Origin of the sequence: Rhizobium sp. BT-226, assembly GCF_025847085.2 — a bacterium.
Taxonomy (GTDB): Bacteria; Pseudomonadota; Alphaproteobacteria; order Rhizobiales; family Rhizobiaceae; genus Rhizobium; species Rhizobium sophorae.
The window spans coordinates 76259-91952 of sequence record NZ_JAOYTI010000003.1; the positions used below are offsets into that span (position 1 = coordinate 76259).

Sequence of the window (15694 nt, forward strand, 5' to 3'; positions counted from 1 at the left end):
CCGTCTTGTACGCCACGGATGGTCGCTGTGATGCCGAATGCACTGCATCGGCTTCTCCGCAGCGGCGTCATCCATGTTCTCGTCGCCTTGTTGGCGATGGGCAGTTGGGCGGTTTTCGCCAATCGCGCGCACGCCATGCCATTGCCGCTCTATGCCGGCCTTGTGCAGGGTGCGATATCCGCCTGCCTGACGCTTTTTCTGAAATCTGTGATCGACTGGCTTTCAAAGCGCTTCGTCGGATCTGCACGCTTTTGGGCGCCGCCTCCCATTGCTTGTCTCGGCTCAGCCAGCATTCTCGTGGCAATCCATGCAGCAACCGGCACACCGGAAATACTCAAGACCATCGCATTTCCGCTGCTCGTATCGACGAGCTATGCGGCAGTTTACAATTATTCGATCTCGGCAAAACGAGGTTTCGATACATGATGGGCAGGCACTTGATCCCATTTTGCGGACACTCCTCCTGCGCATGATAACAAGCAGTCGCATGCTGGAGGAAGCAAGGGCGTGTCCGCGGTAGACGGTCACTCCTTCACCGCCCCCGTCATCGATGAGACGTAGTAGTCCACGAAGAACGAGTAGAGGATGACCACCGGGAGCGAGCCGAACAATGCGCCCGCCATCAGTGCCCCCCATTCGAAGACGTCGCCGCGCACCAGTTCGGTCAGCACGCCGACCGGGATGGTTTTGTTTTCCGAGGACTGGATGAAAGTCAGCGCATAGATGAATTCGTTCCAGGATAGCGTGAAGGCGAAGATGCCAGCCGAAATCAACCCGGGTACTGCGAGCGGCAGAATGATCTTGGTGAGAATCTGCCATCTGTTGGCGCCGTCCACCAGCGCGCTTTCCTCCAGCTCGAATGGGATCGACCGGAAATAGCCCATCAGCAGCCAGGTGCAGAAGGGAATGAGGAAGGTCGGATAGGTGAAGATCAGCGCCAGCCGCGAGTCATAGATCCCGAGCTTGAAGACGATGAAGGCAAGCGGGATGAAAAGGATCGACGGCGGCACGAGATAGGCGAGGAAGATGACGAGGCCGACCGAACGGGAGCCGGTGAAGCGCACGCGCTCTATAGCATAGGCGCCGAAGACCGAGGCTACCAGCGAGAGAAAGGTGGAGCAGACCGCGATCAGCATCGTGTTCCACAGCCAGCCCGGATAGGAGGTCTCAAGGAACAGGTATTTGATGTGCGCAAGCGTCGGGCCCACCACCCAGAAGGGGCTGTAGTTGCTGTAGTCGGTCAGCTGCTCGTTCGGCTTCACCGCGGTGATTGCCATCCAGTAGAACGGGAAGAGCAGCACGAAGACGAAGACGGCCATCGGCAGATAGAGCATCACGATCCGTCGCGGCAAGCGGTTCAGATAGCTCATGCCTTCGGCATTGTCGGTCACGACCTGATCGGCGGCGTTTGAATTTATCGACATCATCACTCTCCCTAACCCCAATTTGGCTCTAACCCTGGCCTTAATCCTGGCCGCCCTGTTGCCATTTGCGCCGCTGCAGACCGAAGAAGCTGAACATGATGGCGCCGAGCAGGAAGGGCACCATGGCGACCGCGATGGCCGCACCCTCGCCGAGCTGCCCCCCTGGAATGCCGCGCTGGAAGGATAGCGTCGCCATCAGATGCGTCGCGTTGACCGGCCCGCCCTTGGTCAGCACGTAGATGAGCTGGAAATCGGTGAAGGTGAAGAGCACCGAGAAGGTCATTACCACGGCGATGATCGGCGTCAGCATCGGCAGCGTCACATAGCGGAAACGCTGCCAGCTCGTGGCGCCGTCGAGCGAGGCGGCCTCCTGCAGCGACGCTGGAATCGTCTGCAGGCCCGCAAGCAGCGAGATCGCCACGAAGGGAATGCCGCGCCAGACATTGGCGATGATGACGGATATGCGCGCATTTATGGGATCGCCGAGAAAGTTGATCGGCCCGCTGATCAGCCCGAGCTGCATCAGCGACCAGGAGATGATCGAGAACTGGGAATCGTAGATCCACCAGAAGGCCAGCGCCGAAAGCACCGTCGGCACGACCCAGGGAAGCAGTACGATTGCCCGGAAGAAGGACTTGAACGGCAGATGCTGGTTGAGCAGCATGGCCAGCCAGAGGCCGAGCGCGAATTTCAGCACCGAGGCAACGGAGGTATAGAGAATGGTGTTGAAGACCGACAGCCAGAAGACGCTGTCGTCCATCAGGAACTGGTAGTTCTCCAGCCCGATGAAGATGCCGTCGCGGCCGATCCTCGTATCGGTGAAGCCGAGCCAGACGCCGAGCCCCAGCGGATAGGTGAGAAAGCAGACGAGGAACACCGCCGCCGGCAGCATGAACAGGAAGCCGAGCACGTTGTTGTTCTGCAGGAGCGAAGAGATCGGCCCGCGTCTATCCTCCGGATTCACCATCGACATTGCTTATCTCCAGATTGCGTTTTGAACTCGCAGAGTGCTTGCGGCATGCCGAAGCCGACATGCCGCTTGCTTTGAAGCGCGGCTCAGACGCGATAGTAGCGGTTTGCCCGGCGTTCCGCTTCCTTCATCGCATCCTCGGGCGACATCTGGCCGGTGACGGCGGCCGCATACATGTCGACCAGAACGTAGTCGGCCATGGTCGCTGCCGAGGCATAACCGAGCGGGCCGGCATAGCCGTTCGGGCGCAGTTTTTCCGAGGCGCGCGCATAAGGCGCGTGGATCGGGTCGGAGGTCCAGATCGGGTTCTGGGCGAAAGCCTTGAGCGGCTGGCAGCAATAGGCGCTTGAGCCCTGGATCCAGGCATTCATCTGGTCGGCTTCCATCATGAACTTGAGGTAGGCCTTCGCCGCCTCCGGATACTTCGTATGCTTGAAGAGAAGCAGTGAGCTCGTCTGGAAAAGCTCGACGCTCTGGCCAACCGGGCCGACGGGGAAATTCGTCGTACGGATGTCCTTAGCGATCTCGGCGAGCTTCGGGTCGTTCTTGGCCGTGTAATAGACCGAGACGCCGTTGGCGATCAGCGACACCTGGCCGGCGAGGAAGGCGCGGTTGTTGTTGACGTCCTGCCAGCTTTCCGTGCCCGGAATGAAGGTCGCATAGAGCTCCTTGGCATAGTTGATCGAGGCCAGCGTTTCCGGGCTGTTGATCGTTACCTTGCCGCCTTCGTCGACCATCTTGCCGCCGTGGCTCCACAGCAGCCAATGGGCGTAGTTGTTGCCGTCGCCGACGGCCTTGCCGTGTGGGAAGCCGGCCGGCGTGCCCTTGGCTTTCATCGCCTTGCAAAGCTCGAGGAAGCCTGCCGTGTCTTTCGGGAACTCGCTGAAGCCGGCTGCCTTCACGTGAGTGTCGCGATAGACCACCGCATTTCCGATTGCCGCCAGCGGCATGGCGATGAAGGTATCGCCGCGCGCGGCATAGCCCCTCACACCGTCATACCAGCCGCCATACTTGTTGCCGAGATAGTTGGCGAGCTCGGTCAGGTCGACCAGCTTGTCGGGATACTGATGAGCGTCGTCGAACCAGCACATGATGAGGTCCGGGCCGGAACCGACATTCGCCGCGACGGCAGCCTTCGGGCGGATATCTTCCCAGCTTTCCTTGTCGATGCGCACCTCGACGCCGGTCGCTTCGGTGAACTTCTTGGTGTTGGCAAGCCATGCCTCCTCGTCGCCCTTGACGAAAGGTGTCCAGCGCAGCAGCCGCAGGCTGGCGCCGCTTTCCGGTGTGTAGGTCGGTTCGGCCTGCGCGAAGGTCGGCCGGATGCCGAGGCCGGCGGCGCCGGCAACGGCAGCCGAGGCGGCAAGAAAGTCACGTCTCTTAAACCTCATGATATTCCTCCTCTTCAAAAAAGCGGGTGCGAACTCCCCCGCCATTCACCTCCCGCTTGGTGAACGACGGTCCTTGCATCCCTGAAACGGGGTGCTGCCGGCCTGCGGGCCACGGGGGCTCCTCCGCCCCGCGCAGCCGCCGGACGGCGTCAGTCGGTCAATCTCCGGCCGCTCTCGGCATCGAAGAGGTGAACATGCGCAGCGTCGATCGAAACGCGCAGGGTCTCGCCCGGCCGCGCGCTGACGCGTTCGCGGAAGACGCAGCTGAGATCGCTGCCGCCGAGCCGGAGGATAAGATGCGTCTCGTAGCCGGTGGGCTCGATCACCACGATTTCACCGGGCAGGCCATTGGCATCGAGCAGGATGTATTCCGGGCGAAGCCCGTAGACGAGGTCGCGCCCCAGGGCGTCGGCAGGCGGATTGGAAACCGGGAGCGCCGTGCCGTCCGGCGCCTTGAAACTTTTAGGGTTTTCGGGGTCGAGCCTGCCCCTGATCATGTTCATCGCCGGCGAGCCGATGAACCCGCCAACGAAGAGATTGGCCGGTTTGTCATAAAGCTCGAGCGGCGTGCCGATCTGCTCGACGACGCCGTCATGCATAACGACGATCTTGTCGGCCATGGTCATGGCCTCGATCTGGTCATGGGTGACGTAGACCGTCGTCGTTTTCAGCCGCTGGTGCAGTTCCTTGATTTCGGCGCGCATGGCGACGCGCAGCTTCGCATCGAGGTTGGACAGCGGTTCGTCGAATAGGAAGACTTCCGGATCGCGGACGATGGCGCGGCCCATGGCGACGCGTTGACGCTGGCCGCCGGAAAGCTGGCGCGGATAACGGTCGAGCAATTTGTCGAGACCGAGGATGCCGGCGGCATATTTCACTCGCTTCTCGGCTTCCGCCTTCGGCGCCTTGTTCAGCATCAGCGAGAAACCCATGTTCTCCTGTACCGTCATATGCGGATAGAGCGCATAGTTCTGAAACACCATGGCGATGTCGCGGTCCTTGGGCGGCAGCGTGTTGACCACGCGTCCGCCGATCTTGATCTCACCGCCGGAAATATTCTCAAGTCCCGCCAGCATCCGCAGCAGCGTGGACTTTCCACAACCCGACGGGCCGACCAGGATCACGAACTCCCCGTCGGCAATGTCGATATCCACGCCTTTGATGACCGGAAATGACCCGAATGATTTCCGCACATCCGCGAATTGAACGCCTGCCATACCCACTCCTCCCAGAAATCGAGCGCTACATGCTATGTATTCGTATTTTCGTATATCTTGCCGGCGGCCTTATCTTCTCAAGTCCTTCTGCCGCCGCAATCCCGCATATGCGGGTGTGCCCTGGCGGTACTCTCCTCCTATGGGGCGGTTTTAGCCCAGCGCAATCTCATCCGGACGCACCCGGAGCGTCTTCCGCGAGGTAGACCTCGATCAGCTCGTCCACCGTTGTCTCGGCGACGAAACCTAGTTGCGTGGCGCGTTCGGGCGTAAAGGACTTCGGCCATCCGGCAACGATCCCTTCAATGACCTCGTCGCGGCGACGATCGATCAAGTCCGCCGCCTCGGGACCGGCAGCACGGCGCAAGGCGGCAATCTGGTCGGCAACGGTGGCGGCGACGCCCGGCATGGTGAGCGTGCGTCGGACACCCAGCGCCGCCGTGTCGAGCGTCGCAGCATGGATCAGGAACTTGATGGCGGAACGCGGGCTCGCCAGCCAGTGCTTGACCGTTTCCTCGACCGGAAGAACAGCCCGCTGGCCTGCGAGCGGTTCACGCAGGATTCCGGAAAAGAAGCCCGATGCGGCGGCATTCGGCGCACCCGGCCGGATCACGATGGTCGGCAACCGAATTCCGACGCCGTCGATAAAGCCGCGCCGCGAATAGTCGGCGAGCAGAAGCTCGGATATCGCCTTTTGAACTCCGTAGCTTGTGAGAGGTGCGAGCACGTAGTCGTCGGGAATCGGATCCGGAAACGGCGAGCCATAGACCGCGATCGATGAGGAGAATACGAACCGGGGAACATAGGCTTGCCGGCTTCCCTCCCGGCGGATCGCTTCCAACAGCGATCGCGTGCCATCGAGATTGACCCGATAGCCGAGTTCGAAATTGCGCTCGGCTTCGCCGGAAACGATCGCGGCGAGATGGAAGATCACGTCGGCCCGGCGAGCCGCCAGGGCTTCCGCCGCACCACTTTCGGAAATATCGGCAGCCAGGGCTTCCACCGGCCAGGAGACACCTGCGGGCACCGGCGGAGCCGCGACATCTGCGAGCGTCATGCGGGTGATTGCTTGATCGCCGAGGGAACCGCTGCGCCCCAGTGTGGCGGCGAGCTTCCGGCCGATCATTCCTCCCGCCCCGATGATGAGAATATGCATCGTGTTTCGCCTCCCTGCGAACTACGAGAAGAGTAACTTGGTCGTCGTATAAATACGGGTTTCGTGGATTGCGAAGGCCGCGGCCGCGGCGTCCGGGTCCCGCGTCTCCAAACCGGCGAGGATCATCCGGTGATCGGCGATGCTCGTGGCGATCGTTCCGGGCTGCGATACGACGCGCCTTCGGTGGCTCAGAAGATAGGAATAGAGGTCGGCGGCCATATCAGCCAGCACCGCGTTGCCGCTGGAACGGTAGATAACGGTGTGAAATTCCCGGTCACATATCAAAAAACGAACAGGATCGTCACAGGCAGCTTCTTGTGCTGCGATCGACTTGCGGAGATAATCAAGAGTTGAAGGCTCCATCTTGAGCGCGGCAGCCCTGACGACCTGTGCTTCGATCAGCAGCCGCGCCTCATGAACATGGTCGAGACTGTAGGCCGCAATGTCGCGATACCGCGCGGCCTGGACCGCCAATTCGCCGACATCCTCTGATGCCACCACCGTGCGCGTTCCCTGCACGACTGAGAGAATCCCATGGGTGGAAAGGATAAGGATCGCCCCACGGACGGTCTCGCGGCTGACCGAGAGTGCGGAGGAGAGTTCACGTTCGCTTGGCAGCGGATCGCCCACCTTGAGAATACCGGTGGCAATGAAGGTCGCAATCTTCTGGACGACGAAGTCTTTCATTGACTTCTTCGGCGCTCCACCGAGCGCCGCAACGTCGTCTTCGAGCATCGCTCGAACGTCCATTGCTTTTCCCTCCCGCGCTAAGGTCTACTGGTCCGGTAAGTGGACCAGTAGACCTTAGCAAAAGAGGATTGTCAACGCATGATGGCGCGCTCTCCACCCGACCGTTATTTGGAGCAGTTTTGTGAATGGCAATATCAGCACGCCGCGAAAACCAGCTGATCACAGCGCCGGACGGACTGTACTCGCCGGAACATTCAGTTTGCGCTTCGATTACTCCTCCTCCACAAAGGAGGAAACGATCATGGATCACACCAACCACGTACGCTTGACGACTTCAGAACTTACCCCTGCCGTCCTCGAAGGCGCCACCATCTATGGAGCCGACGATCACAAAGTCGGCAAGGTCGATCATATCCATGGCGCGGGTGCCGGCGGCTCCGCGGTCATCGACGTCGGAGGCTTTCTGGGTATCGGCGCGAAGCCTGTTGTAGTTCCGGTGTCGGATCTTGAGTTCATGCGCGATGAAGACGGTGACGTTCATGCCGTTACGAGCTGGACCAAGGACGAGCTCAAGCAGATGCCCGAGCACCGCGACTGAGCGTAATCACATGATGCCTTCCGTCCTAACGTAGTCGTTGACGCTGCAGAGCGGAAGGCCCATCTACTCGTACATGGCAAAACCCAAGACCACCGACGATGCGGAACTGATCAAGGAGTGGCCCCTATCGACCGCAGCCACGCTCGGATCATCCGTTCGCGCGAAGGGGATTCTGCTGGAAATTCGCGCACGTCTGCCTTTGGCGGTGAGAAAGTCGCTCGAAATCGAGGCGGGTGCTCTGACATTGGCGATGGCTGAAACGGCTAAGAGTGCGTTCCGTGCTGCTTCGTCAGTCGTTTCCAACGCGCTCGAAGACATCGAAAGCCTGCCTGTGATCCCCCGTGAAATCCAGGATATCCTGACGATCTCTACTACCGAGAGACATCGCTGGCTCAGCGACGGGCGCTTGCCCAGTGCAGGAACCCGCACGGTGAAGCTGCGTGGGCGGGCGAGGAAAATTACCTTCCACGTATTCGACCCGCGCGTGGTGGAGGACATCCTCGACCGAGACCTGGTGACAGTCTGGCGCGAAGAGGATGCTGAAGCTACAGCCGAGAAACGACGACGGGCAGCCTTGAAAGCGAAGTTGACGCGTTCGCTGAAGACCAAGGCTAAGACCCCTTCGAAACCTGATGCCGATCACGACGATGCGTCACGTTCGAAACCTCTCGGCTGGGAAGAGTTCAGTCGCGATGGGTTGCTCCGCTAAGGCGCGGAACCTCTGCAACGCAGTCTTCGATCCCTCCCGATAGTCGCCGAAGGCATTTCGGGACCTTGAAGATCGGGTCGGCATCACAAACGTGGAGGCCCCCACCCCTCCGCCGGCATGCTGCAATACAGCTCTCCGGAATTTCTCCTTCGCGAGGAGGACGAGACAGTTAAGACTGTCACCGAGGGACTTCCGTCTCATCGGCGACGTGCGGACGCCGATGAAGGATCTACATTCCCTGGATGAAAATCTTCGAATCCGGCGACAGCTCTCAGCGGAATTCGCTTCGTCAGGGTCCTAAGGCTGGAGAAACTTTTTGGCGGCGTCAATCCGCAACTCTGTCTAACGGTGTCGATCCACTGATCACTTCTCGCAAAGCTTGGCCAAGTTCTTCTCCAAACTTCGCCTGAGGGCGCCAGAGATTTCAGTCTCAAGTCCTTTGACGATGTCGCCGAACCGGCCACCGGTCTTCACGATCTCGATGGAGGTCTCGGTCATCTCGCAGGTCGTAAGGTCGACCTTCAGCCGAACCTCAGCGGTCGCTGAAAAACCCCCTTCGACCAGCGCTTCGTCCGAGGTCTTGCAAGCAAGCGTGCCGCGGGCGCTCGCCTCCGCGGTGTCGCCATTAACCGACAATTGCAGGTTTTCGATCTTCACGGAATCGAGCTTGTCGACGCCTACCTCCACACTGATTCCGAAGCTCGATACCTTGGTCTTCAACGACCTGCATGGCTGCGCATCTCCGATGGCCCTCTCCAGGGCATTCGGTGCCTGTGCGTTGGCGAAGGAGCATGGCTGGAGGAGAAAGACTCCTGCCGCCAGCAGGCCTAAACAATTCTGCATCGCTTTCCCATCTCCCTGGCTTTCATGCAGGCGCCTCTGAATGATAGGGCGGGATCGGTCTGCGGGAAAGGCAATGGCGGTTGACCGCAGCTCCGCGGATCGCTTTTAGTACACTGATCTGTTCGAAAGAAAGTGATGATTTTTCAGGTTGATATTGGCTTCATGAGCGGCGACTGTGTTCAGGAACCGGTCGAGCATCGAATTGAAGCTCTCCGGCTTTTCCCAGAAAGGCGCGTGACCAGCACCTTCCATTACATGCGCTTTGCCTTCGAAGAGCAAATGGATGTTCAGGCCCGAAAAATAGCTGAGTTTGACAAAGGGGTCATAAAACCCATTCACAAAAGCAATGGGTATATCAGCCTGTTCGACGGTGCGGCGCTGATCCACCCCCTGCCCCCGCAACATTGCGCGAGAAAAAACGCTCCTTAGTCTTCCGTCTGCACGCGCTATAGCATCGCGAAAGGAGGGGTTGCTCGTGTCTCCAAAGCAAAGAGACTGAAACCGCTCCACGTCACGCGATGTAAAGTTCTCTTTTGATGCCAGAAGAATATCAAATGATGGATGGAATCCCCGCAGCATTCCGAGGAGACCGCTGGGGACCGGTGGCGTGCCGCATAACATCAGGCCCGAAATGCCGTTGCCGCTGCCCGCCATCTCAATCGCGACGTGACCGCCAAGCGACCATCCCAGCACGGGAAAGCGATGAAGCCCCAGGCGGGCTGCCACCTCTCCTATGCAGTCGGCGAGACCGGTGGCGGTGTAAGTTGACTGCGGATCTCGAGCGTCGCTCGATTCGCCATGTCCCGGAAGATCGATCGCAATCAGACGCCAATTCCGGGACAAATGGCTGTGTAGTTGCCGTGAAAAGACCGTCCGTGAGCTGCCGGAACCGTGTATCATAACCAGTGGTGCAGCGCCATCAATAGTGTCACTGATGCGCACAGCGCCGTGGCTGGTGTCGATTGTACAGTGAAATACGTCCATAAGCTGCGACCCCTAAAGCGCAGCCCAAATCTTGCACGAAAATATCTACGGCAGGTGCATGATCATCGTAAACCAGATCTAAACCAGATCGTGCAATCATGACTCGTTTCAGTGCGGTTGCGTATCATACATCAATCATTTGCCTTGGCGTTTTATACGGGTTAGGTCTGTCGCAGCAGCAATTGTAACCAACCTTTCAAGCTGGGTATCGAGATGCAATTTCTTCTGGACTTTATTATTTCGATCACCAGCCTGACTATCGTCGGGTCCTACGCGTGGTCGTTGCGAGGCCACTTCAACTCACCGAAGATGGAAGCCGGAGCAAAGCTGATCACCGTCGGCGTCATCGCGACGACGGCGTTTTTCCTGTACCTGGTTTGGTCCGGGACGCAGATGCTATGGGTACAGGTAGTAGGACTCGGATTTGAAATCGGGTCGGCGGGCTTGTTCTGGTGGGCTGTGTCGGCGTCGCGACAGGCCAGGTTGCGCTTTGTGTTCACCCTCGATCATCCAGATAGTCTTGTCACCGACGGTCCCTATCGCTACCTGCGGCACCCTTTTTACACGTCCTACCTGCTCTTCTGGTCGGGGTGGGCGCTGGCATCATGGTCGATATGGTCGATCCTGCCGGTCTTATTTTTTACGGTTGTCTACGTGATTGCAGCCCGCAATGAGGAGAGGAAGTTCTCCCTATCACCGCTGGCATCCGAATATGAAGCCTATCGGCGCAAGACGGGCTTGCTGACACCGTGGTTCGATTGGCGGTAAACCCGCCTCCGAGGGAAGGCACGCATGGCGGAACCGCGTCAGACGCGATGAAACTTACCACGAGGCGGCGGCCCGATAGACGACTGACCTCTCGACGATGCGATAAAGCAGTCAGCGTCGAAAGCCTCCGACCGATGGACTTTTCGGACTGCTCCACGGAAACTGTCGATCGTGGCCAGGCGAGTGTCGTTACCTGCAACAAATCCAACTTGAACACCGCGGCATTAATCCGACGCCTGGCCCGGCTGTCGCCACGGTGGACCGCCGGGCGCGAACTCCCAAAGCAATTCCGGTTCGGGCTAACTATCACCTCGAACCCGGTCCGCGGATAAGCCCTCAATCAAGCCGCCACCCGCGCCTTGGCGAGCCGCTTGATCGCCTGTTCCAGCGGACGCTTGCCATCACCGTAATCTTCCCAGGCAGAGGATTTCGACAACAGGGCCGGAACGGTGCGGATGGTGAAGCGCTTGGGGTCCAGATCTGATTTGACCTGCGTCCAGCTCAGCGGCATTGAGACGGTGGCACCCGGCCGGGCGCGCGGTGATAAAGGTGCAACCGCCGTCGCCATCCGGTCGTTCCGCAGATAGTCGAGGAAGATCCGGCCGTTCCTCAGGCTCTTTGTCATCTTGATCAGATAGAGATCGGGATTGTCGCGCGCCATCTGCTGGCACACATCGTGTGCGAAGCTCTTCGCTTCGGCCCACGAAAGCGCCTTGCGCTTGTTGACCGCAAGCGGAGTGACGACGTGCAGACCCTTGCCGCCGGTCGTCTTGCAAAAGCCGATCAGGCCCAGCGCGTCGAGACGGTCCCGCATTTCGCGCGCTGCCGAAACGATCGCGGAGAACGGCACGTCCGGACCTGGATCAAGGTCGAAGACGAGCCGGCCGGGCACCTCAGGCTGATGCGGTTCGCAATTCCAGGGATGCAGCTCGACGGCGCCGATCTGCGCGACGGCAGCCAAGCCTTCGACCCGGTCGATTTGCAGATAGGGCTTTTTATCGCCGAAGACCTTGACCAGTTCGAGAAGGTTCGAGGTGCCGGGCATCGCATGGCGCTGGAAAAACTGCTCGCCGCCGATCCCGTCGGGCGCGCGGATGATCGAACATGGCCGTCCCCTGATGTGATCGATCAGCCAGGAACCGACGGCTTCGTAGTAGCGGGCCAGCTCTTCCTTGATGACGGGTCTGCCGTCATTGGCATCCGGCCACAGCGGCTTGTCCGGGTTGGAGATCAGCACCCCCATGACCTCGGCCTTGGCGCCCTTTTTGCGGGTAGGTCTGGCCTTCGCCTCCACGGCCGGCTGCGGCACGTCAGTTTGCGCGGGCTTTGCCGGCCGTTCGGCCTTGACCTCTTCGGCCGGCTTGTCGTCCCGCAGTCCCTTGAAGGCCGCCTGCCGGACAATACCGTCGGCGGTCCAGCCTGCGAATTCGATTTCCGCCACGAGCTTGGGCTTCAGCCAGGTGACCTCGGCCTCCTTCTTTGGCGCGCCGATGCCGGTGAAAGGTGATTTTGCCGTCTCGAGCGCCTTCAACTTCGGAAGCAGCGTTTCAACCTTCTTCGCGCCATATCCTGTGCCGACGCGGCCGACATAGACGAAGTGGTCGCCGCGGTAGACGCCGACCAGCAGGGATCGGAATTTTCCGTTGGTCTTGGCATAGGCGCCGATCACCACCTCGTGGCCGGCGCGGCATTTCGACTTCGCCCAGCTTTCGGTACGGCCGGATTGATAGGGGGCATCCGCCTCTTTCGAGATGATGCCTTCCAGCGAGAGCTTGCAGGCAGACCGGAGAACTGCATCGCCGCCGGTGTCGAAATGCTCGACGAAACGGAGGCGCGGATCATTGCCGGCGTCGGACAGAAGGCTTTGAAGCCGCGTCTTGCGCTCGACAAGCGGCAGAGATCGCACGTCCTCGCCACCCTCATAGAGAAGATCGAAGGCGAAATAGACGAGCTCGCCGGTCTTGCCTTCGGAAAGGGCCGCCTGCAGGGCCGCGAAATCAGGAACGCCATTATCGTCGAGGGCGCAGATCTCGCCGTCGATGATCGCATCGGGCAGTGTCGATGCCGCCTCGGCGATCTCGGGATATTTTGCCGTCCAGTCGAGCCCTTTCCTGGTCTTCAGCGTTGCCTCGCCATCCAGCACCCGCATCTGGATCCGGTAGCCGTCGAACTTGATCTCGTGAATCCAGCCGGTCCCGGCCGGCGGGCGTTCCAGGGTCCGGCAGAGCTGCGGCGCAATGAAATCCGGCAGATCGATCTTTGTGGCCGGTCTCGATTTTCGACCGCCTCCGGCGTCCTCTTTTCGCTCTTCGGCAGCCAGTCCGTGATTGCTATCCCAGACGGCATCAGCCTGAACGTCGCCACCCTCGACCATGAAAGGCTTGGGCTTTCGTCCCTTGCCGGCGGCAATCATCTCCATGGTTCGGCCGGAGGCGACAGAGGTGTCGTTCTCCTCGAGGATCGCTTCGCCATTGTTTTCGACAGAGAAGTCATCATGGTGTTTGATGAGCAGCCAATTTGTCCGGTTGCCGCCGTTGCGATCATTGCGCATGCGCACCAGCACGAAGCTGCCGTGCAGGCGTTTGCCTTGCAGCGTAAACTTGAAATCGCCTTTTGCCAGCGCCTGCTCCGGGCTCTTCTTTCCTTCCGGTTCCCAATAGCCCCGATCCCAGAGCATAACCGTGCCGCCGCCATACTGGCCTTTCGGAATAGTGCCTTCGAAATCACCGTAGTCCAGCGGGTGGTCCTCCACCTCGACGGCCAACCGCTTGTCGTGCGGATCAAGAGACGGGCCTTTGGTGACCGCCCAGGATTTGAAGACGCCATCCAACTCAAGCCGCAGGTCGTAGTGCAGCCGGGTGGCATCATGTTTCTGAATCACGAAGCGACGGCGATTGCTGCGGGCGAGCTGCGTATCGCCGCTCGGCTCCCCCGTCTTTTGAAAGTCGCGCTTCGACCGATAGGTCGATAGTTTGTCACTGGCCATGGTCGTTCCCGAAAGCAACCCCGACAGCGAAATGCCGCCTGGCGGCTGGAAGTTCCATCAGGGTGCTCCTCCAGCCCTCAGCGGACAAAATGGCTGGGGATAGACGAGAAAAATTTTCTCCGCCTCGCCGCATCGTTCTCTTGCTTGAAACGTTAATTGCCACCACCGGGATGCAAACATGCGCGCTGATCAATGGCTATCTCTTCTTATCATCGCGCTGATGATGGCCGCCTTCCTATGGGGTCGCTATCGATACGATATAGTCGCCGTGAGCTCCCTTCTCGCTGCAATCATTGTCGGCATCGTCCCTGCCAAAAATGCCTTTTCCGGCTTTGCCGATGACATTGTTATTATCGTCGGCAGTGCGCTCATCGTCAGTGCGGCGATATCCAGATCGGGGATCATGGATGTCGCCTTGCGCCGATTTTCTCCCGAACGACGCGGGCCACGGATGCAGTTGATCATTCTGGTTGCCATTGTCGCAGCCCTGTCGGCTTTCATCAAAAACATTGGTGCGCTGGCGATCATGATCCCGGTCGCTGTGCAAATGGCCCGGAAATCGCGCGTATCACCGTCGATGTTCCTGATGCCGATGTCTTTCGCCTCTCTGCTCGGAGGGCTTATGACGCAGATCGGCACGTCGCCAAACATCATCGTTTCCCGGGTGCGCGAGGAGATCACCGGGCAGCCGTTCATGATGTTTGACTACACGCCTGTCGGCCTGGCGCTCTCGGTCGCCGGCGTTATCTTTCTGGCGCTGTTCTACAAGCTGCTGCCTGAAAGATCACGGGTCGAAACGTCGATGGATGAGGCGGTGGCGATCAAAAACTACACGACCGAGGCCAAGGTCACCACGCCATCAGGGGCGATCGGGCGGTCCGTCAGCTGGCTGCAGAAGCCGGCGGGCGGCGATGCGATGGTGACTGCGATTATCGGTGGCAACGGCCAAAGACGAACGCCCCTTCCCGACACGGTGCTCAAGGATGGCGACCTTCTTATTATCGAGGGGGAGCAGGGCGCTCTCGATAAGATCGTCAGTGAAGCCAAGCTTCAACTGTCCGACCGTAAACACCAGCCTGAGACACGCCAAGACATCAGTTCTGTTGAAGCTATCGTTGGCGAACATTCCCGATTGATCGGCGTCAGCGCAAAAGACGTTTCTCTCTTCCACAATACCGGGCTCAACCTTCTTGCCGTCAGCCGCCGCGACAGGCGCTTCACCGAGCGTCTGGGCGAGATCAAGATCCGCAATGGCGACGTCGTGGTCTTGCAGGGCGACTTGCAGAAACTACCGGATCTTCTACGCGAATGGGGATGTTTGCCGCTGGTCGAACGAGATATGAAGCTCGGCAACGCCCGCAATGGCATGATCCCCGTCATCATCCTGATGGCAACGATGGGGGCGACAGCCTTCGGGGGCATTCCCGTTGCGACAGCGTTTTTCGCCGCCGCTTTTCTGATGGTGGTCACCGGATCCGTTCCTTTGCGGGAAGTCTATCAGCATCTCGATGCGCCCATTCTGATCATGCTGGCCGCTCTCATTCCGATCAGCGACTCGCTCAGGACCACAGGAACCACCGACATCATCGCGGACCTCCTCTCGCGAACTGCCGAAATGCTCCCGCCCTTCGGCGCTTTGGCTCTGATCCTGGTTGCGGCCATGGCGGTAACCCCGTTTTTGAACAACGCAGCGACGGTTCTGGTCATGGCCCCGATCGCCGCGACCTTTGCCGAGAAGCTGGGCTTCAGGCCCGATGCCTTTCTGATGGCGGTGGCAATTGGAGCCGGCTGTGACTTCCTCACGCCCATCGGACACCAATGCAACACGCTCGTGATGGGACCGGGCGGATATCGATTTGGTGACTACGCCCGACTGGGTCTGCCGCTCTCGCTCATTGTGGTAGTCGTCAGCGTGCCGATCCTGTTGTTGGTTTGGCCGATTTGATTAGAACCGACACCGG

At 59.6% G+C, this 15694-nt stretch carries 14 protein-coding genes; 5 read left to right on the forward strand and 9 right to left on the reverse strand.

The window, feature by feature from the left end:
• Positions 1-18: 18 nt before the first annotated feature.
• Positions 19-426: a hypothetical protein gene (locus OIU37_RS19905; RefSeq protein WP_180695943.1), complete on the forward strand. Its 408-nt coding sequence runs from the start codon at positions 19-21 to the stop codon at positions 424-426.
• Between the two features lie 98 nt (positions 427-524).
• Here OIU37_RS19905 and OIU37_RS19910 read toward each other — a convergent pair whose 3' ends face one another.
• The 6 genes from OIU37_RS19910 to OIU37_RS19935 form a co-directional block, all read right to left on the reverse strand.
• The gene (locus OIU37_RS19910) at positions 525-1424 is read right to left on the reverse strand and encodes a carbohydrate ABC transporter permease (protein ID WP_168315755.1); all 900 of its coding nucleotides are present in this window, start codon (positions 1422-1424) and stop codon (positions 525-527) included.
• A gap of 40 nt (positions 1425-1464) precedes the next feature.
• On the reverse strand, positions 1465-2397 hold the full coding sequence (locus OIU37_RS19915) for a carbohydrate ABC transporter permease (protein WP_064650712.1): 933 nt from the start codon (positions 2395-2397) through the stop codon (positions 1465-1467).
• A gap of 83 nt (positions 2398-2480) precedes the next feature.
• Positions 2481-3785, reverse strand: a complete 1305-nt coding sequence (locus OIU37_RS19920) for an ABC transporter substrate-binding protein (protein ID WP_264258533.1) — start codon at positions 3783-3785, stop codon at positions 2481-2483.
• A gap of 149 nt (positions 3786-3934) precedes the next feature.
• Entirely contained in the window at positions 3935-5002 is a 1068-nt protein-coding gene (locus OIU37_RS19925; RefSeq protein WP_180695941.1) for an ABC transporter ATP-binding protein, read from the reverse strand.
• Between the two features lie 166 nt (positions 5003-5168).
• Positions 5169-6155, reverse strand: coding sequence for a D-erythronate dehydrogenase (denD, locus tag OIU37_RS19930; protein ID WP_180695940.1), 987 nt, complete (start codon positions 6153-6155; stop codon positions 5169-5171).
• Between the two features lie 21 nt (positions 6156-6176).
• Positions 6177-6905: a FadR/GntR family transcriptional regulator gene (locus OIU37_RS19935; RefSeq protein WP_180695939.1), complete on the reverse strand. Its 729-nt coding sequence runs from the start codon at positions 6903-6905 to the stop codon at positions 6177-6179.
• A 241-nt stretch (positions 6906-7146) separates the two neighbouring features.
• Between OIU37_RS19935 and OIU37_RS19940 the strand changes: the two genes are divergently transcribed.
• Together OIU37_RS19940 and OIU37_RS19945 are read left to right on the forward strand one after the other, a co-directional pair.
• A complete protein-coding gene (locus OIU37_RS19940) occupies positions 7147-7443 on the forward strand; it encodes a PRC-barrel domain-containing protein (protein ID WP_180695938.1) in 297 nt (98 codons plus the stop codon).
• A 73-nt stretch (positions 7444-7516) separates the two neighbouring features.
• Positions 7517-8152: a hypothetical protein gene (locus tag OIU37_RS19945; protein WP_180695937.1), complete on the forward strand. Its 636-nt coding sequence runs from the start codon at positions 7517-7519 to the stop codon at positions 8150-8152.
• Positions 8153-8515: 363 nt separating this feature from the next.
• Here OIU37_RS19945 and OIU37_RS19950 read toward each other — a convergent pair whose 3' ends face one another.
• Together OIU37_RS19950 and OIU37_RS19955 are read right to left on the reverse strand one after the other, a co-directional pair.
• Positions 8516-8995, reverse strand: a complete 480-nt coding sequence (locus tag OIU37_RS19950) for a hypothetical protein (RefSeq protein ID WP_180695936.1) — start codon at positions 8993-8995, stop codon at positions 8516-8518.
• Positions 8996-9100: 105 nt separating this feature from the next.
• Positions 9101-9979, reverse strand: coding sequence for an alpha/beta fold hydrolase (locus OIU37_RS19955; protein ID WP_180695935.1), 879 nt, complete (start codon positions 9977-9979; stop codon positions 9101-9103).
• A gap of 213 nt (positions 9980-10192) precedes the next feature.
• On the opposite strand from OIU37_RS19955, the gene OIU37_RS19960 reads away from it, so the two are divergent.
• Positions 10193-10747 (forward strand): isoprenylcysteine carboxylmethyltransferase family protein, encoded by a 555-nt coding sequence (locus OIU37_RS19960; protein ID WP_131641142.1) that lies wholly within the window; start codon positions 10193-10195, stop codon positions 10745-10747.
• Positions 10748-11087: 340 nt separating this feature from the next.
• On the opposite strand, the gene ligD is transcribed toward OIU37_RS19960, so the two are convergent.
• Positions 11088-13733, reverse strand: coding sequence for a DNA ligase D (ligD, locus tag OIU37_RS19965; protein ID WP_264258534.1), 2646 nt, complete (start codon positions 13731-13733; stop codon positions 11088-11090).
• A gap of 178 nt (positions 13734-13911) precedes the next feature.
• On the opposite strand from ligD, the gene OIU37_RS19970 reads away from it, so the two are divergent.
• A complete protein-coding gene (locus OIU37_RS19970) occupies positions 13912-15678 on the forward strand; it encodes an SLC13 family permease (RefSeq protein ID WP_264258535.1) in 1767 nt (588 codons plus the stop codon).
• Positions 15679-15694: the final 16 nt, after the last annotated feature.